The organism is Kitasatospora azatica KCTC 9699, from assembly GCF_000744785.1.
Taxonomy (GTDB): domain Bacteria; phylum Actinomycetota; class Actinomycetes; order Streptomycetales; family Streptomycetaceae; genus Kitasatospora; species Kitasatospora azatica.
On sequence record NZ_JQMO01000003.1, the window covers coordinates 5,447,377 to 5,472,633 of the forward strand.

Here is a 25,257-nt window from a genome sequence, read left to right on the forward strand (position 1 = left end):
CCCTTCGTGCGTCTCCTGGGCGTCAGCCCAGCTGGAAGACCGCCTCGACCGGGTAGTGGTCGCTGGGCGAGCGGGTGTCCAGCCGGCCCGGGGTCCAACCGGCCTGCGGGTCGAGGTCGGCCTGGACCGTCGGCAGCGCCAACGGCGTCGGGCGGCCCGGGGCGTTGAGGTAGCCGAGGTAGTCCAGGTCGTCCCGGTAGTCCGTCGGGAAGGTCTCGATCCCGGCCATGTACTGGCACCAGGCGGCGGCCGTGCAGTCCATGGTGGTCAGCGACTGGTTCGGGTCGGTGGCCGGGGTGCCGAGCACACCGCCCACCGCGGCCTGCGAGTTGGCGAAGTCGCCGCGCGACTGGCCGTGGTAGTACTCGACGTTGAGGTCGCCGCCGAAGAGCACCGGGGCGGAGGCGCCGACGATCCCGTTCACCCAGGACTTGACCTCGCCGAGCTGGCCGAGGCGGGTGGCCTGGGTGGTGTCGGTGGAGACGTCCGACTCGTCCGCCTGCAGGTGGGTGCCGGCCACCCAGGTCTTCACGCCGCCCTTGTTGATCTGGGCCAGCACGGCGCCCTTGTTGGCGTGGTAGTCCCAGGTGCCGTAGGTGGAGTTGGAGTAGACGTGCGCGTACTGGGCGGCGATCGGGTACTTCGACAGGATCATCGTGCCGCCGTTGATCACGAACATCGAGCTGGAGCAGTTGCCGCTGATCCCGTTCCAGCCGCCACCGGAGCAGGTCGCGCCGACCACCGGGGTGCGGTACGGGTAGAGGTCGGCGAGCTTGCTGTTGATGTCGCTGATCGAGGAGTTGTTGAACAGCTCGTCCAGGATCACCACGTCGTCGTCGTGCTGACGGATGATCGACTCGATCACCGGCGTGCGAGTGGCGGCCTGCTCGTTCTGGCTCCAGTCGACCACCGAGGTCCCGAGGTCGACGTTCCAGGCGAAGACCGACAGCGTGTTGCCGCCGGTCGCCGGGGTGGCGGCGGAGGCGGACACGGCGGTGCCGCTGAGCAGGGCGGTCGCGAAGGCGGCCGAGCTGAGCGCGGCGGCGGTGCGGCGCAGGGTCATGGAGGGGTCTCCTGAGGGTGCGTCAGTGGGGTGAGGGTGCGTCAGCGTGGCTCTGACTTTGCTCTGACAGCGGGATACCGTAGCTACTGGTAAGTACGTTTGGAAGAACTCCAGGAAGATGTCTGCACAACCCTGAGCAAGCTGTCCGGACAACTTCGAGCCCTGGACACCTTCGCGGCCCGGCGGAGTAGACATGGTGGAGTAGGGGTGCCTCCTCGGTGCGGTCGGCTGCGTGCGGTCGGCTGGGTGCGGTCGACCCGGGAGGGCGCGACCATGGACAGGTCTTCGGGATGACCCCGCAGGGCGAAACGGTGGGAGACGACGGTGCACGCCGAGGCCAGCGAGCAGCCGGCCGCCTGGGGGGAGGCGGCCGAGCGAGCCTGGGCGCGGGCCGGCGAACCGCTGCTGCGCGAGGTGATCGACGTCGCCCCCGTCGGCATCGCGCTGCTCGACCCCGAGCTGCGCTGGGTGCACGCCAACCCCGCCTTCCTTGAGTACACCGGCACCCGGCCCGCCGAGCTGCTGGGCGAGCCGTTGGCCGCGACGGAGCTGCGGGCGGCCGCGCCGGTGCTCAGCCGGGCGCTCAGCAGCGGCTCGGACGGGCAGGAGTTCCCGCAGCGGCCCGGCCTGCAGCTGTTCGGCCGACGGCTGGAACCCGAGGGAACCGTCGCGGGCGTGCTCGCCTTCGTCTGGCCCGAGGACCAGTCCCGGGCCCGGCTCGCACTGCTGAAGACCGCCGCCGAGCGGATCGGCAGCACCCTCGACGCCGACACCACCTGCGCCGAACTCGCCCGGTTCGCGGTGACCAACGGCCTCGCCGACCTGGTGCTGGTCGACCTGCCCGCCTCCGGGCACGCCGTCGCGGGCGGCGGCTCGGTCCGGATGCACCGGGCCGCCCTCGCGGTCGCGCCGCACCTGGACCTGGCGGTCGGCGAGCTGGCCCAGCCCGGGGAGGGTGTGCGGTACGGCGAGGGCGCGGCCGCCGCACGGAGCCTGGCCGCAGGTCGGACGGTGCTGGGCGAGGCCGAGGCGCTGGCCGGGGCGGCCACCCGGATGCTCGCGGTGCCGCTGATCGCCCGCGGCCGGACCGTCGGCGTGCTCTCGCTGGCCCGCTCCGCCGGCCGGCCGGCAGAGGGCAGGGGGGCCGAGTTCGGCGCGGACGACCTGGTGCTGATCGAGGACCTGGCCGGCCACGCCGCCCTCAGCATCGACAACGCGCTGCGCTACACCCGCTCCCAGGGAGTCGCGCTGGAACTGCAGCGGGCGCTGCTCGCCGAGCCCGCCAACCCGCACCCCAACCTGCAACTCGCCACCCGCTACCTTCCCTCCGGCAGCAGCTCGGTGGTCGGCGGCGACTGGTACGAGGCGGTCCGGCTGCCCTTCGGCCGCACCCTGCTGGTGATCGGCGACGTGATGGGCCACGGCGTCGAGGCGGCGGTGGACATGAGCACCTACCGCTCGATGCTCCGCTACACGGCGAGCATGGACCTGCCCCCGCACCGCATCCTGCGCCAGCTGGACGCGCTGATCTCGGAGAACGACACGGCCCGCCCGGCGACCTGCCTGCTGGCCCTCGCCGACCCCAACCGCCGGCGTTGGACCTTCGCCAGCGCCGGCCACCTGCCTCCCGCGCTGATCACCCCCGACCGGCCCACCGAGCTGGTCGAGCTGCCGGTCGGCCCACCGCTGGGCAGCGGCCTGGCCGACTACGAGCAGTTGGCCCGCCCGCTGCTGCCCGAGCAGGTGCTGCTGCTGTACACCGACGGCCTGGTGGAGCGCCGCCACGAGGACATCGACACCTCGCTCGCCCGGCTGGCCGACCTGCCGCTGCCCGCTGCCGGCGACCTGGAGGAGCTGCTCGACACCGTGCTGCACCACCTGGCGACCACCCCGGCGCAGGACGACACCGCGCTGCTCGCCGCCCGCGCCCGTCCCGCAACCACTAGGTGAGGTCTGCCGACACCGTCTTCAGGACATCGGGAGCCGCGGGGCCGGTGAGGAAGAAGTGGCCGCCGGGGAAGGTGCGGACCGAGGTGTCCCCGCTGGTGGCAGCGGACCAGCGGTGCAGCTCCTCCGTGCTGACACTGTCCTGCTCGCCGCCCAGCACGGTGACCGGGCAGTCCAGCAGCGGGCCGTCAGGACGGTGGAACGACTCGACCACCGCGAAGTCGTCGCGCAGCGTCGGCAGCACCAGGGCCAGCAGCCCCGGTTCGGCGAGCACCTCCTCCGGGGTCCCGCCCATCGAGCGCAGCGCGGCCACGAGCTGCTCGTCGCTCCAGGTCGAACGGCCCAGCCGGCGCGGCGCCGAACCCGGCCCCGGGCTGCCGCTGACCAGCAGCCGCTCGGGCGCGCGATCCCCGCTGCGCCGCACGGCCATCGCGAAGCCGTACGCGAGCAACGCACCCATGCTGTGCCCGAACAGCGCGTACGGCCGGTCCAGATACGGCAGCAGCGCGGAATGCAGCCGGTCGACCGCCGTCCGATAGTCCGTCAGCCGCGGCTCGGCGAACCGCGCCTCACGCCCCGGCAGCTGAACCGCCAGCAGCTCCACATCGGCCGGCAACCGCTCCGGCCAGCCGCGGAACAGCGCCGGCCCCGCACCGGCGGGGTGGAAGCAGACCAGGCGCAGCCTGGCCGCCGGACGCGGCGCCGGCAGGCGCACCCAGGCATTGGCGGCGGTGGTGTTGGGGTGGGAGCTCACCGGAGCAGCTTATGGCCCGCGGTGGCCCAGGTCCGGAAACCGTCGTACAAGATGATCACCACATGAGATACCGGCCGCCGACCTCCTCCGGCGGGTGACCGGAGCTCAGGCCAGGTCGCTCCAGGCGAGGTTGCGCTGCGCGAGCTTGTCCGAGGTGGACGGGGTGGCGCCGGTCGGGACGGCGACCGGGTCGTAGGCGATCTCCGCGATCAGGCACTGGTGCGGATTGCGGATGATCGCCTGCTGGATCGGCACCGCGGCGGCGAACGGCCCGTCCGGGTTCCCTGGCGGTACCGCCGGGGGCAGCACGTTCCGGGAGGGCTGGTTGATGTCGAGCCAGCAGCCGAAGTAGGTGTCGACCTCGGGACCGCCGGTGGCCGGCAGCCGCAGGATGTTGTGCGGGTCGGTCTGCCGGGTCATCGCGGTGGTCGCGGCCGGCACCCGCTCGCCGGCGAAGCAGGGGATCGTCACGTAGTCGCTCCCGCTGATCCCGGCCAACGGGATCGGCTGCCCGTCGGGGTTGGGCGCCGACCGCCGGTAGCTGGTCAGCGGTTGGAAGCTCACATCGGTGCTCTGCACCTGGAACAGCCGGAAGAAGACCCGGACGTCGTCGGCCGGCAGTGCCAGCGCGCGGTAGCGGACCCGGGCCAGCGCGAAGTCGTACACCGGGACCGGCACACCGCCGACCGAGGTGGTCGGGAGGACGTGGACCGCGGAGGGTTCCTCGTCCACCGGCAGGTTCTCGAAACTCTCCCCGCCCGCCATGCCGTTGCCGCCGCGCAGCCCGTCGAGCACGGCACGGATGAACCCGGGACCGTCGCTGCCCATCGGCACCCCGAAGCGGCTCTGACCGGTCGTCACCGAGAAGACCCGCAGATCGATACTGAGCCAGGAGGTCCGGCCGTTGGTCAGGAACGGGTCCGGCGTGTTGGTGAGCTCCAGGGGTGCGCTCGCGGACAGCCCGTGGGTGGCGGCGGTCAGCGTGGTGAAGCCGACGGCGCCCGGCGCGGTCGGGAAGCCGGCGTCGCTGGTGAACCGGATCCGGTAGCCGAAGGTGAACCGCTGCTGCTGGGCGGAGAGTGACGGGTCGTCGGAGGAGACGGCGACCACCGCCACCGACATTCCCGGCACCGGCGGCGTGATGGTGATCACGGGGGCCCACCCGTCCAGCTGCGCCTGGCTCGGTGGAGCGGCCGATCCGGAGAGCGCGGTGATGCCGAGCTCGGCGGGGGAGAAGCCGTCCACCAGCACCCAGAAGGCGGGGTCCACCACCCCGGGATCGAGGGCCTGGCCGAGCAGCGTGTCCACCTCGTCCCGCCCGAAGGTGCTGCGGTCCAGCACCAACGAGCAGGCGCGCGGCACCACCTCCTGGGCGGCCAGGCAGAACTCGACCAGCCCCGAGCCGATGTCGGCGACGATGAGCTGCATCTCCGCCCAGGGCGGCTGGAACTCGGTGCCCCACTCGATGGTGAAGCCGTAGACCTTCTCCTGGGTCGGATCGCTGAAGTAGCGCGAGAAGGCGTAGTCGTCGCTGGTGCCGCTGGTCGGATAGAGCTGGAAGCCGGTCTTGGGCGTGTAGCTCTTCCCGCGCACGGCCTGGACCGCGCCGGTGAACCGGGTGGCGAGCGTGCTGGCGACGGCCAGGTCGGGCGAGGGGATGTACTCCCGGTACGCGTCGTTGGGGATCCCGCGCTTGCCGTTGTAGGCCGGGTTGCGGAAGTTCATCGTCGGATCGGTGCTCTGGTTCTGGTCGTCGCCCCAGTTGTAGAGCATGTCCTCGGAGTAGCTGTGCGTGTCGACCAGCCACCGGGTGCGCGGGTTGGTGTCGAGCAGCCACTTCACGTTCTCGGTCTCGGGCTCCGAGAAGGCCGCCGGGCCGTGGTAGACCTGGAAGTCGCAGGGGTTGTCGGAGACGTAGCCGCTGATCTGCGAGCTCGACGAGAACGCCGTCTTGTAGTCGAAGAGGAAATCGAAGTTCCGGTTGATGTCGACGCCGACGCAGGCCGCGCTGCCGCCGGAGTTGGCGGGGTTGCGGTTCTTGCGCCAGAGCGCCTGCACGGTCTGGCTGTAGTGGCGCCCGTCGGGGTTGACCAGCGGGAAGACGAGGACGTGCAGGTTGTCGACGATGGCCTGCACCTGGGCCGCGGTGTAGCTGGTGGCGCCGTAGCCGAGGCCGGTGCCGCTGGTGTACGCGTGCAGCAGGTCGGCGGCGAAACCGATCAGGATCTCGCAGCTGCCCCACTCCCGCGCGTGCACGCCGCCGATCATCACCACGGCCGGCCGGCTGCCCGCGGCGCCGCCGCCCAGCCGCAGCGCGTGGCAGGTACGGCCCTCGACCGTCTGGTGCGGCAGGGTGATCAGCTGGCAGATCGCCGGGAAGGCCCCGGCCAGGTTGACCACCGCGCTGTCGACCTCGTCAACGTTCAGGTACATCGTCGCCGTCCTCTGGCAGTCCCGTTCCTCGCGGCACCGCGCCCTTGGCGAAGCGGTTGCCCTTGCCGACCTCGGCCTGCCGGGACCGGCCGGTCTCGGTGGCGTTCTCCACGACCTGCACGCTGATGCCCTGCCGGCGTAGTTGCTGCAGCACCTCTTCGGTGGCGTAGGCGTCGGTGGCCACTTCGCCGCTCTCCTCGCGGCGGAGGCCGCCGGCCACGTCCAGCCGGTGGGTCTCGATCACGGAGTGGAGCAGCGCGCGGTCAACCGAGCCGATCCGGGCCCGGAAGATGTGCGGGCCCTGGTCCTTCTGCCGGCCCTGGGCCTTCTTCTGAGGGGGCATCAGCCTCTCCTAGCGGTCTTCGCGAAGCCACCGGTTGCCCGGGGTCGCGAGCAGGATCAGGGCCAGCGGGTCGCGCGGCGAGTCCGGGTCGATCGGCACGCTCACCAGGATCCGGTCGCGCCACGCCCGGTGCGCGAGGGCTTCGATCTCGCGTTCCCGGCTCTGGAAGCTGCGGTCGCCGTCCTCGGTGTCGAGGACGAAGCCCTCGAAGTCGCCGAGCCGGTCGTAGACCAGGGCCTTGACCTTGCCGGTGGCCGCTCGGTGGTTCCCGCCGGGCTCCGCGCCGTGCTCCTCGCCGTGCTCTGCGCCGGGTTCGCCGCGTGGTTCGCCGCCCGGCTCGGTGCCCGTCTCGGTGCCCTGCCGCCAGTCCCCGGTCGGCGAGGGGCCGATGGTCGCCGGGTCGCCGCCCAGCGCGTGGACGTGGTCGGCGAACTGGGCCAGGTAGCGCTGGAAAACCGGGAACCAGCGGCTGCCGGGCGCGACGGCCTGCTGGATCCAGCGCAGGACCGAGAGCAGCCGCTCCTCCCGCTCGAGGACGAGCGCCGCGCCGTGCACCGGCAGGTCCACCTGGAAGGTGCCGAGCACCTGGCGCCACGGCCCTGGTCCTCGCCGGATCCGCGCGGCCTTACCGGGAGTGGCCTCCCCGATAGCGGCCGCACCGGGAGCGGCCGCACCGGGCGGGGTTGCCTCGCGCCCGGTGTGCTCCACCACCTGGCGGACGACCACCGAACGGCCCGGGTCGCGGGCGACCGGACCGGCCACGCCGATCGACAGCAGGCCCGCCAGATTGCCGTCGCCCCCTTGCGGGATCGGCAGGTACGACACGCCGCCGGCCGGGCACCGGAGGGTGTGGGCGTCGACCTGCCGCAACCGGTGGGCCGGATACCAGCGGTCCGCCGCCGCGAGGACGGCGTCGGCCGAGGCGGCCGGCAGGTAGATCTCGGCCGTACTCCCGGGCGGGAGCCGGCCCCAGTCGATCATCAGCTCGTCCGGCCGGCCGTCGGGTGGCCGATCCGCCGGAGTCGGGCGGATCTCGAAGGTCTGGAGCGCGGAGTTTCGCGGCATGCCGGTCACGATACGTGTCCGAACGATCATGAGTGTGCGCCACGCCCTCGTGTCGCGCGGCGGGTCGCCTGGAGCGTCGCCCGGGTGATCGGCATCGCCACCCGAGCTGCCCCGCTCCTGCGGTGGGACGGCCGGCCGTGCCACCTGAACGGGTGGTTTGGTCCGGCTTGGGCGGTGGCAACCATCCCGCCATGAGCATCCGCGACCAGGTCTGCCTGGTGACCGGCGCCGCCAGCGGGATCGGCCGGGCCGTGGCCGTCCGGTTCGCCGCCGAGGGAGCCCAGGTCGTCGCCACCGACCTCGACGGCCCGGGGCTCGACCGGCTCGCCGCGCAACTGCCCGGCACCACCACGGTGGTCGGCGACGTCTCGCAGGCGGCCGACGTGCGGCGGATGGTCGACACCGCCGTCGAGCGGCACGGGCGGCTGGACGTCGCGGTGGCCAATGCCGGCGTGCTGCCGCTGATGGAGATCACCGAGGCGGACGGCGATGACTTCGACCGGGTGATGGCGGTGGACGGGCGGGGCATGTTCCTCACCTGCAAGTACGCGATCGAGGCGATGGTGGCGAACGGCGGCGGCTCGATCGTCTGCGTCTCGTCCATCTCCGGCGAGGCCGGGCAGCGCGGGCAGGCGGTGTACGGGCCCGCCAAGTTCGTCGCCTCCGGGCTGACCAAGCACCTGGCCGTCGAGTGGGCCGACCGCGGCATCCGGGTCAACGCCGTCGCCCCCGGCACCATCCGTACCGAACGCGTCGCCCGGCTTCCCCAGGAGCCGGGCGGCGCCGCCTACTTGGCGGCGATCGAGAAGCTGCACCCGATGGGCCGCCTCGGCGAACCGGCCGAAGTCGCGGCGGCCGTCCTCTTCCTGGCCTCACCCGAAGCCTCGTTCATCACCGGCGCGGTCCTCCCGGTGGACGGCGGCTACCTCGCCCAGTAACGCCGGTACGGGCTACCTGGCAGTGGTGGCGAGGGTGCGTGATCGGCGATTGAAGGTCGAGGTGGCTCTGCTCGGTGCCTGGCACCACGCAACTCGATCGCGACGGAGAGCCGTGCAGGATCGGCTCCGCGTCAGGTCCGCACCGTGCTGGCCCACGGGCACCGGTGCCGGTCCAGTCGGAGGTGGCGGCGTCTCGCGAGGCTCAGTGTGTGAATGCCAAGCAGGGGCGGAGGAATTGTCAATACCTGGGGATACGGCCGGTTCCGGGTGACTGCTGAACGGGGGTTGGTGGCAGAGGTCGTCTGGCGTCAACTCTGCGGTGATTTCCGGGGTCAGCCAGAAGTGCTGTGCGGGGACGCGCGTTGGGAAAGCCGCAGGCAATTCTTGCAGCCGCACCAGCGGGCCCTCCCCGAGCAGCGGCGCACACCGTAGGCCAGCCGCGGCTGCGGCCCTACGCAGCACCGCGTCTCCGACCCACCACTGCTCTCCGCGGACATTCACCACCGCGTCGAAGACTGACCAGTGCAGGCCGGGCGCGTACCAGACGCCGGTCTGAACGGTCGGGACGTTCTGCTCCGGCGGCACCGCTGGGTGTGGGTAGTGGCCGCCGAAGAGTTCGCCGTACAGCACCACATGGACATCTGACCGGCGCAATTACATGATCACAGGGCTTTGCAACAGCCCTGCCCCTGCCAGTACCGGCGGGGCGGGATCAAGCAATGTCGTCAGCATCGTGCCCATGAGCCCGCCTGGTTCCGTTCTCAGTGGGTGGCTGCGAGGGTGTCGAGGAGGCGGGTGAGGGAGGTGCCGAGGCCCCATTGGGTGGTGAGGGCTTCGAGGGTCATGGGGTCGAGGGGTTCGTGGGGGAGGGCGGGGTCGAAGGTGGGGAGGGGGACGTCGGTGGCGACGCGGACGACGGTGGGGGCGACGTCGAGGTAGGCGGCGCCTTCGAGCAGGTTCTTGCGGCGGGCGGGGGTGAGTTTGGAGAGCGGGTCGGCGGCGGCGGCGCGGATGCCGGCGAGGTCGCCGTACTCGCGGATGAGTTGGGTGGCGGTCTTCTCGCCGATGCCCTTGACGCCGGGCAGGCCGTCGCTGGGGTCGCCGCGCAGGGCGGCCATGTCGGCGTACTCGGTGCCGGTGACGCCGTACTTGTCGAGGAGGGCGGCCTCATTGATGAGTTGGGCGGAGCCGACGCCCTTGATGGGGTAGAGGACCTGTACGCCGCGGGCGTCGTCCACCAGCTGGAAGAGGTCCCGGTCGCCGGTGACGATCCTGACCGGGGTGGTGGCGTGGGTGGCCAGGGTGCCGATCACGTCGTCGGCCTCGTAGCCGGGGACGCCGACGCGGGCGATGCCGAGCGCGTCGAGGACCTGCTCGATGATCGGGACCTGGGGGGAGAGGGTGTCGGGGATCTCCTCCTCCTCGCTGCTCTCCGGGGCGAGTCGGTGGGTCTTGTAGGTCGGGACCAGGTCCACTCGCCACTGCGGCCGCCAGTCGGCGTCCATGCAGGCCACCAGCTGGTCCGGGTGGTGGTCCTGGACCAGGCGGGTGATGAAGTCCAGCAGGCCGCGGACGGCGTTGACCGGGGTGCCGTCCGGGGCCTTCACGGAGTCCGGGACGCCGAAGTAGGCCCGGAAGTACAGGCTGGCGGTGTCGAGCAGCATCAGTGTCACGGCTCGATCATCGCGTACGGCAGTGACAAACGGCCGTAGTGACCGTCAGTCAGTCAGCCGCACCGCCGCGCCCGAGACCCGCACCCGCGGGTCGCCGGAGCGCAGTTCGACGTGGAGCAGGCCGGGGCTGCCGAGATCCTCGCCCTGGTGCAGGGTCAGCCGGGCGTCGGGGCCGGCCTGGCCCAGCTCGCGCAGGTAGGCGCCGAAGGCGGCGGCGGCCGCGCCGGTGGCCGGGTCCTCGACCACGCCGCCGACCGGGAACGGGTCGCGGACGTGGAAGACGGCGGCCGACTCGCGCCAGACCAGCTGAAGGGTGATCAGGTCATGGGCCGTCATGAAGGTGGCGAGCCGGTCGAAGTCGTAGGAGAGGTCGGCGAGCCGTTCACGGGTGGCGGTGGCCAGCACGAGGTGGCGGGCGCCGGCGTAGGCGAACCGCGGCGGCAGGCTCTGGTCCAGGTCGGCGGCGGACCAGTCGAGTGCGGCGAGGGCTTCCTGAAGGTCGGCCTGGTCGACTTCCTGTACGTGTGGCTCGACGCTGGTGAGGGTGGCGCGCAGCTCCTCGTCGACCGCGACCGGGACCGTGCCGGCCTTGGTCTCGAAGACCAGGTCCCCGGGGCCGGTCTGCTCGGCCACCGCCACCGCAGCGGCGATGGTGGCGTGGCCGCAGAACGGCACCTCCATCGTGGGCGCGAAGTAGCGCACCCGGTAGTCGCGCCCGCCCAGCGGGGTGAGGAAGGCGGTCTCGGAGTAGCCGAGCTCGGCGGCGACGGCCAGCATCCGATCGTCCGTCAGCTCGGTGGCGTCCAGCACCACTCCCGCCTTGTTGCCGCCGGACGGGTCGGTGGTGAAGGCGGCGTACCGCAGCACAGTGGTCATGATCGTCCGCAACGCTCGTGACCGGCCCGGCATTCCGTCAGTGCGGGTGCGGGCCGCTGCGGTGCACCGGGCCGTGCGAGTCGGCGCAGTGGTCGGCGACGGCCGAGGCCTGCGCGGCGTCGGTGATCTGCAGCAGCTGCTGCTCCTCGTCCTCGCCGACGTGGTCCACCTGGAGGGTGGCGTGGGTGATCCGGTACTCCTCGCGCAGCCGGCGCTGCAGGTCGCGGCGGACGGCGTGGCAGTCACCGCCGGGAGCCACCAGGATGTGCGCGGAGAGGGCCGGCTGGCCGGAGGTGATCTCCCAGACGTGCAGGTCGTGGATCTCCTCCACCTGCGGGGTGGCCACCAGGCGGTCGGCCAGCGCGTCCGGGTCCACGCCGGCCGGGGCCGCCTCCAGGAAGATCCGCCCGGAGTCGCGGACCAGGCCGAAGCCGGCCTTCAGCATCAACGCGACCACGATCAGCGAGGCGATCGCGTCGGCTCGCAGGAAGCCGGTGGTCAGCATGATCAGTCCGGCCACGGCGGTGGCGATGAAGGCGTAGAGGTCGGTCAGTACGTGCTGGAACGCGCCCTCGACGTTGAGCGAGCTGCGGTTGGCCTTGGACATGCACCAGGCGGCCGCGATGTTGACCACCACGCCGACCAGTGCGGTGCCGAGCACCAGACCGCCCTTCACCGCGGGCGGCTCGATCAGCCGGGTGACGGCCTCGTAGCCGAGCCAGGCGGAGAGCACCAGCAGGGTGACGCCGTTGGCCTGGGCGGAGAGGATCTCGGCGCGCTTGAGGCCGTAGGTGTAGCCGCCCCGGGCCGGCCTGGCGGCCAGCCGCATCGCGATCAGTGCGAGGACGATCGAGGCGGCGTCGGTGAGCATGTGTGCGGCGTCGGAGATCAGGGCCAGCGAGCGGGCGGCGAAACCGACCACCACCTCGGCGGCCATGAAGACGACGATCAGGGTGAGCGCGCTGGTCAGCCAACGGCGGTCGGCGTCGGCGGCGACACCGTGCGAATGGCCGCCGTGGCCGCCGTGGCCATGGCCGTGCTCGTGGCTGTGAGCACTGTGATCGTGGTCGCTGTGGCCGGCCATCGCGGTCGTCTCCTGAATGCAGCGGGCGGACAAGGAGGGTTGCCCTGCAAGGAAGTGAACCTCAGATTGGACAAAGATCCAAAGGCTGCACTGGTGACCGTTGTCGTTCCGGATTCGGCCGGGGCGACGGCGGTCCGTCCGGCGGACTCTCACCGTAATCTCATGCGAATTGGGCCGATTGTGCGGTCCGCTTGATATCGCGTTTATCCGCCTACCCATACATTTTCCGGTGTGAGCGAAGCGAAGATTCCGGCCGGGTGGTACCCGGACCCCAAGGACACCACCACCACTCCCCGGCCCGAACGCTGGTGGGACGGCACCGGCTGGACCGGCAGCACCCGCCCGGGCGGCTCGACCGAGCACCCGGCCGGCCCGGTGAATACGGCCGGCGCGGCCGGCCCGGACGGCGAGGACACGGCGATCCTGGACGGCGCCGCGATCGGCGGCGGCCCGACGGTGATCGAGGGCGAGGTGCTGGACAACGGCACCGTGCGCTTCCCCGAGCCGCCGAGCGAGCCGGCGCCGAGCGCCTTCGGCGAGTTCCCGGTCGCGCCGCCGAAGAAGCCCTCGCTGGCCAAGCGGCTCGGCAAGCCGGTGCTGGTCACGGCGGCGGTGGCCGGCGTGCTGGGGCTGGCCATCGGCTCGGGCGTGACCTACCTCGCGGTGGACCACCACGACCGCCACAGCCAGGACCGCGCAGTCGCGCAGCAGGACGCCAACGGCAAGCTGCCCGGACACAAGCGCGGCCAGGGCAACGGCGGCGGCAATGGTCAGGGCAACGGCGGCGGCCAGGGCAGTGGCGGCGGAAACGGGCCGGGAAACGGTCAGGGCAGCGGCGGCGGCAACGGTTTCCCGGGTTTCCCCGGACTCCCCGGCGGCAAGGGCAAGGGCAATGCCACCGAGGCCGACGACCTGGTCAACGGCATCGCGCTCCCGGTGCCCAGCGGTTGGACCGGCGGCACCACGATGAAGGGCACCGCCTACCTGAGCATCGGCAGCTACCAGTGCCCGGGCTCGAGCGGCAACAGCGACGGCAGCGCCACCTGCTCGCTCGGCGGCGTGAACACCGGCCAGGTCGAGGGCACCGACCCGCAGGCCGCCGCCAAGCAGGACATCGTGGCCGCCGCCAAGGAGTCCTACGGGAACATCAAGTCCCACCAGGAGCTCAAGTCCGAGCCGGTCACCGTGGACGGCCGCAGCGGTTACCTGATCCGCTGGCAGGTCGGCGCCGAGCAGGGCAACGACGGCACGGTGGAGTCGGTGGTCTTCCCGTCCGCCGACGGCAAGAGCCTGATCTCGGTCCGGCTCGGTTTCGACATCGCCGACAAGGCCCCGGCGGTCTCGCAGATGGACAGCATCATCAGCGGGATCAAGGACTACACCGGCCCGGGCGCCGGCACCGGCGGCGGTACCAGGACCTGAGCCACCGTCAGCAGCGTCAGGGGCCGGCCCGGGCGGGTCGGCCCCGATCGCGTTGACAGGGTCTACCGGAAGGTCCTGGGCTACAGGAAGGTCCGGCCCTCGCCCCGGTAGGTCGGCACCGTGTCCACCACCCGGTCGCCGTCGATCAGGTGCAGCTCGGCGAAGCGCTCGCACAGCTCCCCGGCCTTGGCGTGCCGGAACCAGACCCGGTCGCCGATCAGCAGGTCGTCGGCGGGCGAGCCGAGCAGCGGGGTCTGCACCTCGCCGGCACCCTCCTGCGGGTCGTACCGCAGACCGGCCGGCAGGTACGGGACGGGGGAGCGGTCCGGGCCCGCCGCACCCGAGGCGGGGTAGCCGCCGCCGAGCACCGTCACCACGCCGACGCCGGGCCGGCGCACCACCGGCTGCGCGAAGAGCGCGGCCGGACGCCCGTGGAACGAGCGGTAGTTGTCGAAGAGTCGGGGCAGGTACAGGCCCGAGCCGGCCGCCACCTCGGTCACCGCCGCCTCGGCCACCGTGCTCTGCACGCTGCCGGTGCCGCCGCCGTTGACGAACTCCAGGTCGGCCACCCGGCGCACCGCCCGGACCACCGCCGCCCGTCGCTCGGCCAGTTCGGTCCGGGCCTTGGCCTGCATCAGCTGGATCAGCCGGGACCGCACCGGGCGGCCGGCCAGCCGGTCGCCCACCCCGGCCACATGACCCTCGTAGGCCATCAGGCCGACCACCTTGAAGCCGGGCCGGAGTTGGACCAGTTCGGCGAAGGCAGCCAGGTCCTCCGGGGTGCGCAGCGGGGAGCGGCGGGCGCCGACCCGGATCCGGCCGCCCAGCAGTTGCAGCGAGGTGTCCAACTCCAGGCAGACCCGCACCTGGGCGTTGCCGCCCCTGGCCCGGTCGATCAGGTCGAGTTGCGCGGGGTCGTCCACCAGGACGGTGATCTGCTCGGCCAGTTCGGCATCGCCGGTCAGCTCGGCGAAGCCGGCCCGGTCGGCGGACGGGTAGGCGAGCAGCACGTCGCGAAAGCCCTCGCGGACCAGCCAGATCGACTCGGGCAGGGTGTAGCTCATCACCCCCGCGAAGCCGTCCAGCTTCAGCACCCGCTCCAGCAGGGCCCGGCAGCGCACCGACTTGCTGGCCACCCGGACGGGCTTCCCGGCGGCCCGGCGCACCAGGTCCGCGGCGTTGGCGTCGAAGGCCGCCAGGTCCACGATGGCCAGCGGCGCCTCGAGATGCGCCGTGGCCCGGTCGTAGCGAGCGCGGTCGGCACCGCGCGACGTCACCGGGGCAGCCGCCGCAGCGGTTGTGAGCTGAGCCATGCGCGCAGACTGCCACACCCCCCATACCCGTGGGTAGGCCTCACCCCACCACCGCTGCGCGCACGCAGAGGATGTCCGGGAGGTGCGAGGCGAGCAGGCGCCAGCTCTCGCCCTCGTCGGCGCTGGCGTAGAGCTCGCCGTTGCGGTTGCCGAAGTAGACGCCGGCCGGGTCCGCGTCGTCGCAGCGCAGGGCGTCGCGCAGCACCACGCCGTAGTGGTCCTCCTCGGGCAGGCCCTGGGCGAGCGGGCGCCAGCTGCCACCGCCGTCGTCGGTGCGGTAGATCCGGCAGCGCCGGCCGGGCGGCATCCGCATGTAGTCCGCCTCCAGCGGCGCGAGGTACGCGACCTGGGCCTTGCGCGGGTGGGTGGCCACCGCGAAGCCGAACACCGCGGGCAGGCCCTCCTCGACCGGACGCCAGTTGGCGCCCGCGTCGTCACTGCGGAAGACGCCGCCGTGGTTCTGCAGGTAGAGCCGGTCCGGGGCGGTCGGGTCCGGGGCGATCTTGTGCACGCACTGGCCGAACTCGGGGTACTCCTCCGGCAGGAAGCTCACCCTGATCCCGGAGTTGGACGGCGCCCAGCTCGCACCCCCGTCGGTGGAGCGGTAGACCCCGCCGGAGGAGATCGCCACGGTGAGCGCGGCCGGGTCCCGAGGGTCCGTCAGAATCGTGTGCAGGCCCTGTCCGCCGAACCCCTCGCCCCACTGCTCGTGCTGCGGGTGCGCCCAGAGCGGCTCGACCAGGGTGAAGGTCTCGCCGCTGTCCTCGGAGCGGAAGAGCGCGGCCGGCTCGGTGCCCGCGTACACCACCCCGCGCGCCTCGGGCCCGGCCGGCTGCAGCTGCCAGACCCGGGTCAGCGAGGCGCCGGTGTGCTCGGGGAACTTCACGGCCGGCTGCCCGGGCTCGTTCCAGGTCTTGCCGAGGTCGTCGGAGTGCCACACCGAGGGACCCCAGTGGCTGCTGTCGGCCCCGACCAGTACCCGGGTGCGACCGTCGCGGCGGTCGATGCCGATCGAGTAGATCGCGTTCATCGGGAAGTGCGGGCCGGTGAACGCCCAGTCCCGGCGGCCGTAGCTCAGCCCCAGGAAGAGGCCCTTCTCGGTGCCCACTGCCAGCAGTACCTCGGTCATGCCTCCACTGTGGCGCTGGGCCACCGCACCCAGCGGCTAGGCTCGCCGGGTGGACCGCAAGAACATTCCGAACCCCGGATTCGCCGCCGACGACGGCAGCGCCGACCCGGCCCTGGCCCAGGCGCTGGCCGACTTCGACCGCGACCCGGCCACCGAGCCCGCGCTGCTCGCCGCGCTGCCCGCCGCCCGGCTGATGGTCCCGATCGTGGCCCTGCTCGGCGAGGTCGAGGTGGACGCCGCAGGGCTCAAGCACGAGAAGACCAGTGACATGGCGGTGCCGGTGATCGAGGCGCCGGACGGCCGGCGCGCGCTGCCCGCCTTCACCTCGCTGGCCACCCTGGCGGCCTGGCGGGCCGACGCCCGCCCGGCCCCGGTGGCCGCCCCGGACGCCGTCCTGGCCGCCTACTCCGAGCGGGCCGACACCCTGCTGATCGACCCGGCCGGGCCGGTGAGGTACGAGCTGACGGGGGCCCGGATGCGCGCCGTCGCGGAGGGGCGCCGCTGGCTGCCACCGGTCGAGGACCCCGAGGTGCTGGCCGCGCTGCGGGTGCTGCTGGCCGCCGAGCCGCTGGTACTGCGCGCCGAGCTGCGTCCGGGCAGCGCCACCGACGCGGTGCTGGCGCTGGCGCTGGCCGACGGGGCTCCGGTGCAGGAGCTCGCCCAGCGGCTGGCCGGTGCGCTGGCGGCCGACCCGGTGCTGCGGGTCCGGCTGAGCCGCGGCCTGGACCTCGCACTGCTGCCCGCCGACGCACGGCCGACGGGCGGCAGCATGTACCAGCGTCAGGACTAGCCGGTAGGAGTAGCGGTCAGGAGTAGACGGGCCCGGTGAACTTCTCGCCCGGCCCGGCGCCCGGCGCGTCCGGCACCAGCGAGGCCTCGCGGAAGGCCAGCTGCAGCGAGCGCAGCCCGTCGCGCAGCGGCGCGGCGTGGAAGTTGCTGATCTCGGGGGCCCCGGCGGTGACCAGGCCGGCCAGGGCGGTGATCAGCTTGCGGGCCTCGTCGAGGTCCTTGTCCTTCTCGCCGCCCTCGGCGAGGCCGCACTTCACGGCCGCCGCGCTCATCAGGTGCACGGCGACGGTGGTGATCACCTCGACCGCCGGCACCTCCGCGATGTCGCGGGTCAGGTCGTCGAAATCGGGGGTCTCGTCGGCGCCGGTCGGCTCGCTGCTCACGTCTGGCTCATTCCGCGTAGGTGGTTCGGTACCCCCCGGAGGGTACAAGGCAATACCTTTGGGCCGGGCTAGTGTATTGTGGCTCGTGACCGGCCAGGCGCTTCACCGTGCCCGGCCAGCAAGTGGAGGTTCCATCTCCCACCTGATCGACCTCGCGGTCGACGGGTCCCGGTCCGCGACCGCAGCCAGCAGTGGCAGCGTCGCCAGTGGCGCCTCTCACCAGGCGTCGCCCCCGGTTGTGTGGAAGCCCCGCTTGCTGACGAGCGGGGCTTTTTTCGTGCCGCGGTGCCCCGAGCACCGCAGCACGCATGAAGCCCCGCCCAGTGGTCGAAGTCCACTACGTGCGACCGCCTCCCTGACGGCCGCATCGCAGAAGGTGCAACCAAGGAGGCCCCATCAGCACCGAGCCCCGCATCAACGACCGGATTCGCGTCCCCGAGGTGCGACTCGTCGGTCCCAGTGGCGAGCAGGTCGGCATTGTGCCGCTTGCCAAGGCGCTGGAGCTTGCGCAGGAGTACGACCTCGACCTGGTCGAGGTCGCGGCGACCGCCCGGCCGCCGGTGTGCAAGCTCATGGACTACGGCAAGTTCAAGTACGAGTCGGCCATGAAGGCCCGTGAGGCGCGCAAGAACCAGGCGCACACGGTCATCAAGGAGATGAAGCTCCGGCCGAAGATCGACCCGCACGACTATGACACCAAGAAGGGTCACGTCGTTCGGTTCCTCAAGCAGGGCGACAAGGTCAAGATCACGATCATGTTCCGTGGTCGCGAGCAGTCCCGCCCCGAGCTGGGCTTCCGACTGCTGCAGCGGCTCGCCAACGACGTCCAGGACCTGGGCTTCGTGGAGAGCTCGGCCAAGCAGGACGGCCGTAACATGATCATGGTTCTCGGCCCGCACAAGAAGAAGACCGAGGCGATGGCCGAGGCCCGCGCGGCGCAGGACGCCCGCAAGGCCGAGCGCCAGGGCCGGGTCGCCGGCTCGACCGACACCGCCGCGGACGACGCCGCGCTCGAGGCCGAGAACGCCGCGCTCGAGGCTGAGGCCGACGCAGCGGACGACGACGCCGACGACGCCGACGACGTGGCCGCCGACGAGGCGACTCAGGACCAGGCCGAGGCCGGCGACACCGCCGCCGAGGCCGACAAGCCGGCCGAGGTCGCCCAGGACGCCTGAGCCCACAGGCTCGGCGGGCTTGAGTGATCCGGCCACCGCGGTTCCGGGGCTCCCGCCCCGGTGACCGGAGAACACCCAGCGCCTTGGCCCGCGTGGCGACACGCGGGCCGGGGCGGACCGACGAGGAGATACGGCGACATGCCGAAGCAGAAGACGCACAGTGGCGCCAGCAAGCGCTTCAAGATCACGGGCTCGGGCAAGGTGCTGCGCGAGCGTGCCGGCCGTCGCCACTACCTGGAGCACAAGCCCTCCACGCTGACCCGCAAGCTGGCCGGCACCACCGAGATGGCCCCCGCTGACGCCAAGAAGATCAAGAAGCTTCTCGGCAAGTGATCGCCCGCCGCGACTGAAGAGTCGTGGCGCCCGGCAGATCCTTTCCGACCAATTCGATTGACGGACCACGTGAAGTAGTCCGTGGTCCAACCCAAGGAGTAATGAAGTGGCACGCGTCAAGCGGGCAGTGAACGCCCACAAGAAGCGCCGGGTCATCCTGGAGCGCGCCAGCGGTTACCGTGGCCAGCGCTCGCGCCTGTACCGCAAGGCCAAGGAGCAGGTCACCCACTCGCTCGTTTACAACTACAACGACCGCAAGAAGCGCAAGGGCGACTTCCGTCAGCTCTGGATCCAGCGCATCAACGCGGCCGCTCGTGCCAACGGCATGACGTACAACCGCTTCGTGCAGGGCCTGAAGGCCGCCAGCATCGAGATCGACCGCAAGATGCTGGCCGAGCTGGCCGTCAACGACCCGAACGCGTTCGCTTCGCTGGTCGAGGCCGCCCAGAAGGCGCTGCCGACCGACGTCAACGCGCCCAAGGTCGCCGCTGACGCCGCCTGATCGTCGTAACACCGCAGACCCGCAGGCTCACCGGTTGAGCCTGCGGGTCTGCGTTTAGACCGCCCCCAATCGCCGGGCGGTCTTACCGGTAGGAACCCAGAAAGCAGACCATGGCCAGCACCGACACTCCTCTGCTCAGCTCGCTCCGCTCGCCGCGGGTGATCGCCGCGCGCAAGCTGGCCCGGCGGGCCCAGCGTGGCAAGGACCGCCGGTTCCTGGCCGAGGGGCCGCAGGCGGTCCGCGAGGCGGTGGCGTACGGCCTGCTGCCCAGCGGGGAGCACGCGGTGGTGGAGGTCTACCTGACCCCCGAGGCCGCCGAGCGGCACGCCGAGCTGGTGACCGCCGCCCGGGCCGCGGACCTGCCGGTGCTGACCGCCACCGACGAGGTGATCGCCGACATCTGCGACACCGTCACCCCGCAGGGCATCGTGGCGCTCTGCCGGTTCCTCGACACCCCGTTCGAGACGGTGCTGCGCAGCCGGCCGAAGCTGGTCGCGGTGCTGGCCAACGTGCGCGACCCGGGGAACGCGGGGACGGTGCTGCGCACCGCGGACGCGGCCGGCGCGGACGCCGTGGTGCTCACCGATGCCTCGGTGGACCTCTACAACCCCAAGGCCGTGCGGGCCTCGGTCGGCAGCCTGTTCCACCTGCCGGTGGCAGTCGGGGTGCCGGTCGAGCAGGTGGTGGCCCGGCTGCGGGAGGGCGGCGTGCGACTGCTGGCCGCCGACGGCGCGGGGGAGCGCGACCTGGACCAGGAGCTGGACGAGGGCACGCTGGGCGCCCCGACCGCCTGGATCTTCGGCAACGAGGCCTGGGGCCTGCCGGAGCAGACCCGCGCACTCGCCGACGAAGTGGTGCGCGTGCCCATCCACGGACACGCCGAGAGCCTCAATCTCGCCACCGCCGCCGCCGTCTGCCTCTACGCCTCCGCTCGCGCACAGCGTTCGCCCGCAGGGTGTCGCGAGCCGGGCACCGAGCGCTAGGGTCGGGCGTGGCGGGGGCCGTCGTGAATGCGCGTGGGATCGGGAGGACACCCATGGTCGGCAGCGAGGAACGGCCGCGGGCCGGGGCAGCCGCGTTGCCGTTGGATCCTGACGACCTGCCGGACGGCCTGGTGATCGCCGACGCGGACGGACTGGTGGTCTGCTTCAACCGCGCCGCCGCCCGGCTGACCGGGATCAGCCCGCGCGCCGCGCTCGGCCGGCCGCTGACCGAGGCACTGCCGCTGGAGGACCTGGACGGCCGCCGCTGGTGGCCGCTGACCGATCCGTACGGCGGCCTGGCCACCCGGACCCGCCAGCCCGAGCGCAACCTGCTGCTGCCCGGCTCCAACCGCGAGGTGCTGGTCTCCGCCTCCTATCTGCGAGAGCGCTCCCGGGGGCCGTTGCGCCAGCTGGTGGTGGCGCTGCGCGGCACCGAGGCGCGGCTGCGCACCGAGCGGGCGCATGCCGAGCTGATCGCCACCGTCGCACACGAGTTGCGCTCCCCGCTGACCAGCGTCAAGGGCTTCACCGCGACCTTGCTGAACAAGTGGGAGCGGTTCACCGACGGTCAGAAGCGGGTGATGCTGGAGACCGTGAACGCGGACGCCGACCGGGTCACCCGGCTGATCGCCGAGCTGCTGGACATCTCCCGGATCGACGCCGGGCGACTGGAGATCCGCCGGCAGGTGGTGGACCTGGCCGCGGCCGTGCACCGGCAGGTGGACGGCAAGGTGGCGGCCGGCGTCCCGGCCGAGCGCTTCGACATCCGGCTCGCCGAGGACCTGCCGCAGCAGTGGGCAGACCCGGACAAGGTCGACCAGGTGCTGGCCAACCTGCTGGAAAACGCGGTGCGGCACGGGGAGGGAACTGTCACCATCGAGGTGGCGCCGGCCAAGGAGATCGTCGAGGCCGCCAGCTGGGAACACCCCGGCACCGCGCCCCGGATCATGGAAGGCACGGCGGTCACCGTGAGCGACGAGGGCAGCGGCATCCCGGAGGAGTCGATGCCGCGCGTCTTCACCCGCTTCTGGCGCGGCAGCAAGCGCGGCGGGACCGGCCTGGGCCTCTACATCGTCAAGGGCATCGTCGAGGCGCACGGCGGCACCATCCGGATCGACCGCGCGCCCGGTGGCGGCGCCAGGTTCCGATTTATCCTGCCCGCCGGGGTGCCCGACTTCATGGTCTGACCGACCAGCACGACGGGCCCGGCGGGCGGTCCATGCCTTGGGATGCAAGGGACGACCACCGGGCCGTGTGCGCTCTGCGACTACACTCGACCTGGTGTAACGCCACGGAGACGAGCAGGAGCACGGGAAAACATCGAGATGTCGGCACCCAACAAGTCCTACGACCCGGTAGAGGTAGAGGCATTGAAGCCCGAAGAGGTCGAGCGCGCCCGTGACGAGGCGGTCGCCGCCTTCGCCGCCGCCGCCAGCCTGGACGAGCTGAAGCAGGCCAAGGTCGCGCACACCGGGGACCGTTCCGCGCTCTCGCTGGCCAACCGCGAGATCGGCGCGCTGCCCCCGCATGCCAAGGCGGCGGCCGGCAAGCTGATCGGGCAGGCCCGCGGCGCCGTCAACCAGGCGCTGGCGAAGCGTCAGGTGGAGCTGGAGGCCGAGCGCGACGCCCGGGTGCTGGTCGAGGAGGCGGTGGACGTCACGCTGCCCTACGACCGCACCCCGCGCGGCGCCCGGCACCCGCTGACCACGCTGGCCGAGCGGATCGAGGACACCTTCGTCGCGATGGGTTACAGCATCGCCGAGGGCCCCGAGGTCGAGGCCGAGTGGCTCAACTTCGACGCGCTCAACCTGGGCCCGGACCACCCGGCCCGCTCGATGCAGGACACCTTCTTCGTGGCCGCAGCCGACGGCTCGCCCGACTCCGGCATGGTGCTGCGCACCCAGACCTCGCCGGTGCAGATCCGCACCATGCTGGCCAAGGAGCCGCCGCTCTACGCGATCTGCCCTGGCCGGGTCTACCGGACCGACGAGCTGGACGCCACCCACACCCCGGTGTTCCGGCAGGTCGAGGGCATCGCGGTGGACGAGGGCATCACCTTCGCCGACCTCAAGGGCACCATCGAGCTGCTGGTCTCCAAGCTGATCGGCGACGGCCTCGAGCTGCGCTGGCGACCCTCGTACTTCCCGTTCACCGAGCCGAGCGCCGAGATCGACCTGCAGTGCTTCGTCTGCCGGGGCGCGAGCGTCGGCAACCCGGACCGCCCCTGCCGGACCTGCTCCTCCGAGGGCTGGATCGAGCTGGGCGGCTGCGGCGTGGTCAACCCGCGGGTGCTGGTCGCCTCCGGCGTGGACCCGGAGCGTTACAGCGGATTCGCCTTCGGCCTGGGCCTGGAGCGGATCCTGATGAACCGTCACAACGTCGCGGACATGCGCGACATGGTCGAGGGTGACGTGCGTTTCACTCTCCCGTTCGGGATGGAGATCTGATGCGCGTCCCGCTTTCCTGGCTGCGCGAGTACGTCGACCTGCCGGCCGGTGTCACCGGTCGCGAGGTCGCCGAGAAGCTGGTCCGGGCCGGCCTCGAGGTGGAGACCGTCGAGCAGCTCGGCGCCGACCTCAAGGGCCCGCTGGTGGTCGGCGAGGTGCTGTCGATCGAGGAGCTGACCGGCTTCAAGAAGCCGATCCGGCACTGCTTCGTCAACGTCGGCGACGCCAACGGTACCGGTGCCCCGCAGGAGATCGTCTGCGGCGCGACCAACTTCAAGGTCGGCGACAAGGTGGTCGTGGTGCTGCCGGGCGCGGTGCTGCCCGGTCCGTTCCCGATCGCCGCGCGGCAGACCTACGGCCACACCTCGGCCGGCATGATCTGCTCGGCGCGCGAGCTCGGCATGGGCGACGAGCACGACGGGATCATCGTGCTGCCGGGGCACTACGAGCCCGGCACCGACGCCATCGAGCTGCTGCAGCTGGTCGACGAGGTGCTGGACATCGCCGTCACCCCCGACCGCGGCTACTGCCTGTCGATGCGCGGCATGGCCCGGGAGGCCGCCGCCGCGTTCGGGCTGCCGCTGGCCGACCCGGCGCTGCTGGACGTGCCGCCGGCCAACTCCTACGGCTACCTGGTCAAGGTCGCCGACCCGGCCGGCTGCGACCGCTTCGTGGCCCGCACCGTGGTCGGCATCGACCCGGGCGCCCAGTCGCCGATCTGGCTGCAGCGCCGGCTGCAGAAGATGCACGTCCGCCCGATCTCGCTCACCGTCGACATCACCAACTACGTGATGCTGGAGGTCGGCCAGCCGCTGCACGCCTACGACCGCAACCGGGTGGACGGGCCGATCCAGGTCCGCCGCGCCGAGCCGGGCGAGGTGCTCACCACGCTGGACGGCCAGAAGCGCGAGCTCTCCGTCGAGGACCTGCTGATCTGCGACAACTCCGGGCCGATCGGCCTGGCGGGTGTCATGGGCGGCGCCTCGACCGAGATCCTGGAGCCGGTGGCCGACCCGGAGACCGGCGAGGTCACCGGCACCACCGAGGTGATCATCGAGGCCGCGCACTTCGACCCGGTGGCGATCGCCCGCACCGCCAAGCGGCACAAGCTGCCCTCCGAGGCCTCCAAGCGCTTCGAGCGCGGCGTGGACCCGGAGGCGGCCCGCGCCGCCGCCCAGCGCGCGGTGGACCTGCTGGTGCTGATCGCCGGCGGCACCGCCGAGGCCGGTGTCACCGACATCGCCGCCCCGCACCCGCTGCGCACCATCACCATCACCGCCGACCTGCCGGACCGGGTCGCGGGCATGGAGTACGGCCGCGAGACCGTCGCCCGCCGGCTGCAGGAGGTCGGCTGCACGGTGGTCGGCGGCGACCTGCTCGAGGTCACCCCGCCGACCTGGCGTCCCGACCTGACCGACCCCAACGACCTGGCGGAGGAGGTGATCCGGCTGGAGGGCTACGACAACGTCCCCGCCCGGATGCCCACCGTCCCGCCGGGTCAGGGTCTGACGCCCGCTCAGCGGATGCACCGTCGGATCGGCGTGGCGCTGGCCGCGGCCGGCTACGTCGAGGTCAACAACTACCCGTTCCTCGGCGACGCCGCCTTCGACGGCCTGGGCCTGGACGCCGACGACGTCCGCCGCCGCACCGTCAAGCTGGTCAACCCGCTCAATGACGAGGAGCCGGCGCTGCGCACCACGCTGCTGCCGGGCCTGCTCGGCGCGCTGCGCCGCAACGTCGGCCGGGGCAACACCGACCTGGCGGTCTTCGAGACCGGCCTGGTCTTCCTGCCCGAGGCCGAGCAGCAGGTGGCCCCGCGCCCGGCCGTCGACCGGCGGCCCAGCGAGGAGGAGCTGGCCGCGCTGGACGCCGCGCTGCCCAAGCAGCCGCGCCGGGTGGCCGTCGCGCTGGCCGGCGAGCGGCTGCCCTCCGGCTGGTGGGGCAACGGCGCGCAGGCGAGCTGGGCGGACGCCGTGGAGGCGGCCCGCACGGTGGCCCGCGCGGCCGGTGTGGAGCTGGTGACCCGGGCGGCGCAGTACGCGCCCTGGCACCCGGGCCGCTGCGCCGAGCTGGTGGTCGCGGGCACCGACCGGGTGGTCGGCCACGCCGGCGAGCTGCACCCGCGGGTGGTCAAGGCGCTGCACCTGCCGGAGCGCACCTCGGTGATGGAGCTGGACATCGACCTGCTGGCCGCCGACGGCGAGCAGCCGGTCCAGGGCCCGGCGGTCTCCGGCTACCCGGTGGCCACCCAGGACGTCGCGCTGATCGTCCCGGGCGAGGTGCCGGCCGCCGAGGTGGAGGCCGCGCTGCGCGAGGGGGCCGGCGAACTGCTGGAGGCCATCCGGCTGTTCGACGTCTTCACCGGTGAGCAGGTGGGCGAGGGCAAGAAGTCGCTGGCCTACGCGCTGCGGTTCCGGGCGACCGACCGCACGCTGACCGCCGACGAGGCCTCGGCGGCCCGCGCGGCGGCGGTGGCGTCGGCGCAGGCCCGCACGGGTGCGGTGCTGCGCGGCGCGTAGTTGCTTCTGCTGCTGAGGAGGGCCCCGGTTCGCCGGGGCCCTCCTTTTTTGGGCGGTGCTCTTGCGGTGGAGGGGAGTTGGCGCTT

General features: G+C 72.3%; 22 protein-coding genes. 11 read left to right on the forward strand and 11 right to left on the reverse strand.

From position 1 onward, the window contains the following. Positions 1-22 precede the first annotated feature (22 nt). Positions 23-1,063 (reverse strand): sphingomyelin phosphodiesterase, encoded by a 1,041-nt coding sequence (locus BR98_RS34730; RefSeq protein WP_035851360.1) that lies wholly within the window; start codon positions 1,061-1,063, stop codon positions 23-25. A 324-nt stretch (positions 1,064-1,387) separates the two neighbouring features. Here BR98_RS34730 and BR98_RS34735 point away from each other — a divergent pair, with 324 nt between their 5' ends. Beyond that, positions 1,388-3,013 (forward strand): SpoIIE family protein phosphatase, encoded by a 1,626-nt coding sequence (locus BR98_RS34735; protein ID WP_035851362.1) that lies wholly within the window; start codon positions 1,388-1,390, stop codon positions 3,011-3,013. Here BR98_RS34735 and BR98_RS34740 read toward each other — a convergent pair. The 4 genes from BR98_RS34740 to BR98_RS34750 form a co-directional block, all read right to left on the reverse strand. Continuing rightward, positions 3,006-3,764, reverse strand: a complete 759-nt coding sequence (locus tag BR98_RS34740) for a thioesterase II family protein (RefSeq protein ID WP_035851364.1) — start codon at positions 3,762-3,764, stop codon at positions 3,006-3,008. The genes BR98_RS34735 and BR98_RS34740 overlap by 8 nt on opposite strands. 105 nt (positions 3,765-3,869) lie before the next feature. After that, a complete protein-coding gene (locus tag BR98_RS36925; protein ID WP_051970876.1) occupies positions 3,870-6,197 on the reverse strand; it encodes a M14 family metallopeptidase in 2,328 nt (775 codons plus the stop codon). Beyond that, on the reverse strand, positions 6,181-6,540 hold the full coding sequence (locus BR98_RS36930; RefSeq protein ID WP_051970879.1) for a hypothetical protein: 360 nt from the start codon (positions 6,538-6,540) through the stop codon (positions 6,181-6,183). Before BR98_RS36930 ends, BR98_RS36925 begins: the two co-directional genes overlap by 17 nt. A gap of 9 nt (positions 6,541-6,549) precedes the next feature. Beyond that, the gene (locus BR98_RS34750) at positions 6,550-7,605 is read right to left on the reverse strand and encodes a hypothetical protein (protein WP_157538081.1); all 1,056 of its coding nucleotides are present in this window, start codon (positions 7,603-7,605) and stop codon (positions 6,550-6,552) included. A 191-nt stretch (positions 7,606-7,796) separates the two neighbouring features. Between BR98_RS34750 and BR98_RS34755 the strand changes: the two genes are divergently transcribed. Next, on the forward strand, positions 7,797-8,543 hold the full coding sequence (locus BR98_RS34755) for an SDR family NAD(P)-dependent oxidoreductase (RefSeq protein ID WP_035851367.1): 747 nt from the start codon (positions 7,797-7,799) through the stop codon (positions 8,541-8,543). Between the two features lie 761 nt (positions 8,544-9,304). On the opposite strand, the gene BR98_RS34760 is transcribed toward BR98_RS34755, so the two are convergent. Genes BR98_RS34760 through BR98_RS34770 form a run of 3 tightly spaced genes read right to left on the reverse strand, consistent with a single transcriptional unit; the run spans position 9,305 to position 12,176 of the window. Next, the gene (locus BR98_RS34760; protein WP_035854900.1) at positions 9,305-10,207 is read right to left on the reverse strand and encodes a 5'-3' exonuclease; all 903 of its coding nucleotides are present in this window, start codon (positions 10,205-10,207) and stop codon (positions 9,305-9,307) included. 54 nt (positions 10,208-10,261) lie between these two features. Continuing rightward, positions 10,262-11,092: a PhzF family phenazine biosynthesis protein gene (locus BR98_RS34765; RefSeq protein WP_035851369.1), complete on the reverse strand. Its 831-nt coding sequence runs from the start codon at positions 11,090-11,092 to the stop codon at positions 10,262-10,264. A gap of 37 nt (positions 11,093-11,129) precedes the next feature. Beyond that, positions 11,130-12,176: a cation diffusion facilitator family transporter gene (locus BR98_RS34770; protein ID WP_035851371.1), complete on the reverse strand. Its 1,047-nt coding sequence runs from the start codon at positions 12,174-12,176 to the stop codon at positions 11,130-11,132. 231 nt (positions 12,177-12,407) lie between these two features. On the opposite strand from BR98_RS34770, the gene BR98_RS40670 reads away from it, so the two are divergent. After that, positions 12,408-13,598 (forward strand): DUF2510 domain-containing protein, encoded by a 1,191-nt coding sequence (locus BR98_RS40670; RefSeq protein ID WP_051970881.1) that lies wholly within the window; start codon positions 12,408-12,410, stop codon positions 13,596-13,598. An 80-nt stretch (positions 13,599-13,678) separates the two neighbouring features. Here BR98_RS40670 and BR98_RS34780 read toward each other — a convergent pair whose 3' ends face one another. Together BR98_RS34780 and BR98_RS34785 are read right to left on the reverse strand one after the other, a co-directional pair. After that, on the reverse strand, positions 13,679-14,911 hold the full coding sequence (locus BR98_RS34780) for an alanine racemase (RefSeq protein ID WP_198042336.1): 1,233 nt from the start codon (positions 14,909-14,911) through the stop codon (positions 13,679-13,681). A 40-nt stretch (positions 14,912-14,951) separates the two neighbouring features. Next, positions 14,952-16,040, reverse strand: a complete 1,089-nt coding sequence (locus BR98_RS34785; protein WP_035851375.1) for a WD40/YVTN/BNR-like repeat-containing protein — start codon at positions 16,038-16,040, stop codon at positions 14,952-14,954. Between the two features lie 49 nt (positions 16,041-16,089). On the opposite strand from BR98_RS34785, the gene BR98_RS34790 reads away from it, so the two are divergent. Continuing rightward, positions 16,090-16,830, forward strand: a complete 741-nt coding sequence (locus tag BR98_RS34790) for an SseB family protein (protein WP_035851377.1) — start codon at positions 16,090-16,092, stop codon at positions 16,828-16,830. A gap of 16 nt (positions 16,831-16,846) precedes the next feature. Here BR98_RS34790 and BR98_RS34795 read toward each other — a convergent pair whose 3' ends face one another. Continuing rightward, positions 16,847-17,212: a DUF1844 domain-containing protein gene (locus BR98_RS34795; RefSeq protein ID WP_035851379.1), complete on the reverse strand. Its 366-nt coding sequence runs from the start codon at positions 17,210-17,212 to the stop codon at positions 16,847-16,849. A 395-nt stretch (positions 17,213-17,607) separates the two neighbouring features. On the opposite strand from BR98_RS34795, the gene infC reads away from it, so the two are divergent. From infC to pheT, 7 genes are all read left to right on the forward strand, one after another. Next, positions 17,608-18,387: a translation initiation factor IF-3 gene (gene infC / locus BR98_RS34800; RefSeq protein ID WP_083977362.1), complete on the forward strand. Its 780-nt coding sequence runs from the start codon at positions 17,608-17,610 to the stop codon at positions 18,385-18,387. 138 nt (positions 18,388-18,525) lie between these two features. Next, the gene (gene rpmI / locus BR98_RS34805; RefSeq protein WP_035851384.1) at positions 18,526-18,720 is read left to right on the forward strand and encodes a 50S ribosomal protein L35; all 195 of its coding nucleotides are present in this window, start codon (positions 18,526-18,528) and stop codon (positions 18,718-18,720) included. A 106-nt stretch (positions 18,721-18,826) separates the two neighbouring features. Next, positions 18,827-19,222, forward strand: coding sequence for a 50S ribosomal protein L20 (gene rplT, locus BR98_RS34810; RefSeq protein WP_035851386.1), 396 nt, complete (start codon positions 18,827-18,829; stop codon positions 19,220-19,222). Positions 19,223-19,332: 110 nt separating this feature from the next. Then, positions 19,333-20,205 (forward strand): TrmH family RNA methyltransferase, encoded by an 873-nt coding sequence (locus BR98_RS34815; protein ID WP_035851387.1) that lies wholly within the window; start codon positions 19,333-19,335, stop codon positions 20,203-20,205. A 53-nt stretch (positions 20,206-20,258) separates the two neighbouring features. Further along, on the forward strand, positions 20,259-21,392 hold the full coding sequence (locus tag BR98_RS34820) for a sensor histidine kinase (protein ID WP_035851388.1): 1,134 nt from the start codon (positions 20,259-20,261) through the stop codon (positions 21,390-21,392). Positions 21,393-21,530: 138 nt separating this feature from the next. Further along, the gene (pheS, locus tag BR98_RS34825; RefSeq protein WP_035851390.1) at positions 21,531-22,652 is read left to right on the forward strand and encodes a phenylalanine--tRNA ligase subunit alpha; all 1,122 of its coding nucleotides are present in this window, start codon (positions 21,531-21,533) and stop codon (positions 22,650-22,652) included. Further along, the gene (gene pheT / locus BR98_RS34830; RefSeq protein WP_035851391.1) at positions 22,652-25,171 is read left to right on the forward strand and encodes a phenylalanine--tRNA ligase subunit beta; all 2,520 of its coding nucleotides are present in this window, start codon (positions 22,652-22,654) and stop codon (positions 25,169-25,171) included. The genes pheS and pheT overlap by 1 nt, the downstream gene beginning before the upstream one ends. The last annotated feature ends 86 nt before the right edge of the window (positions 25,172-25,257 follow it).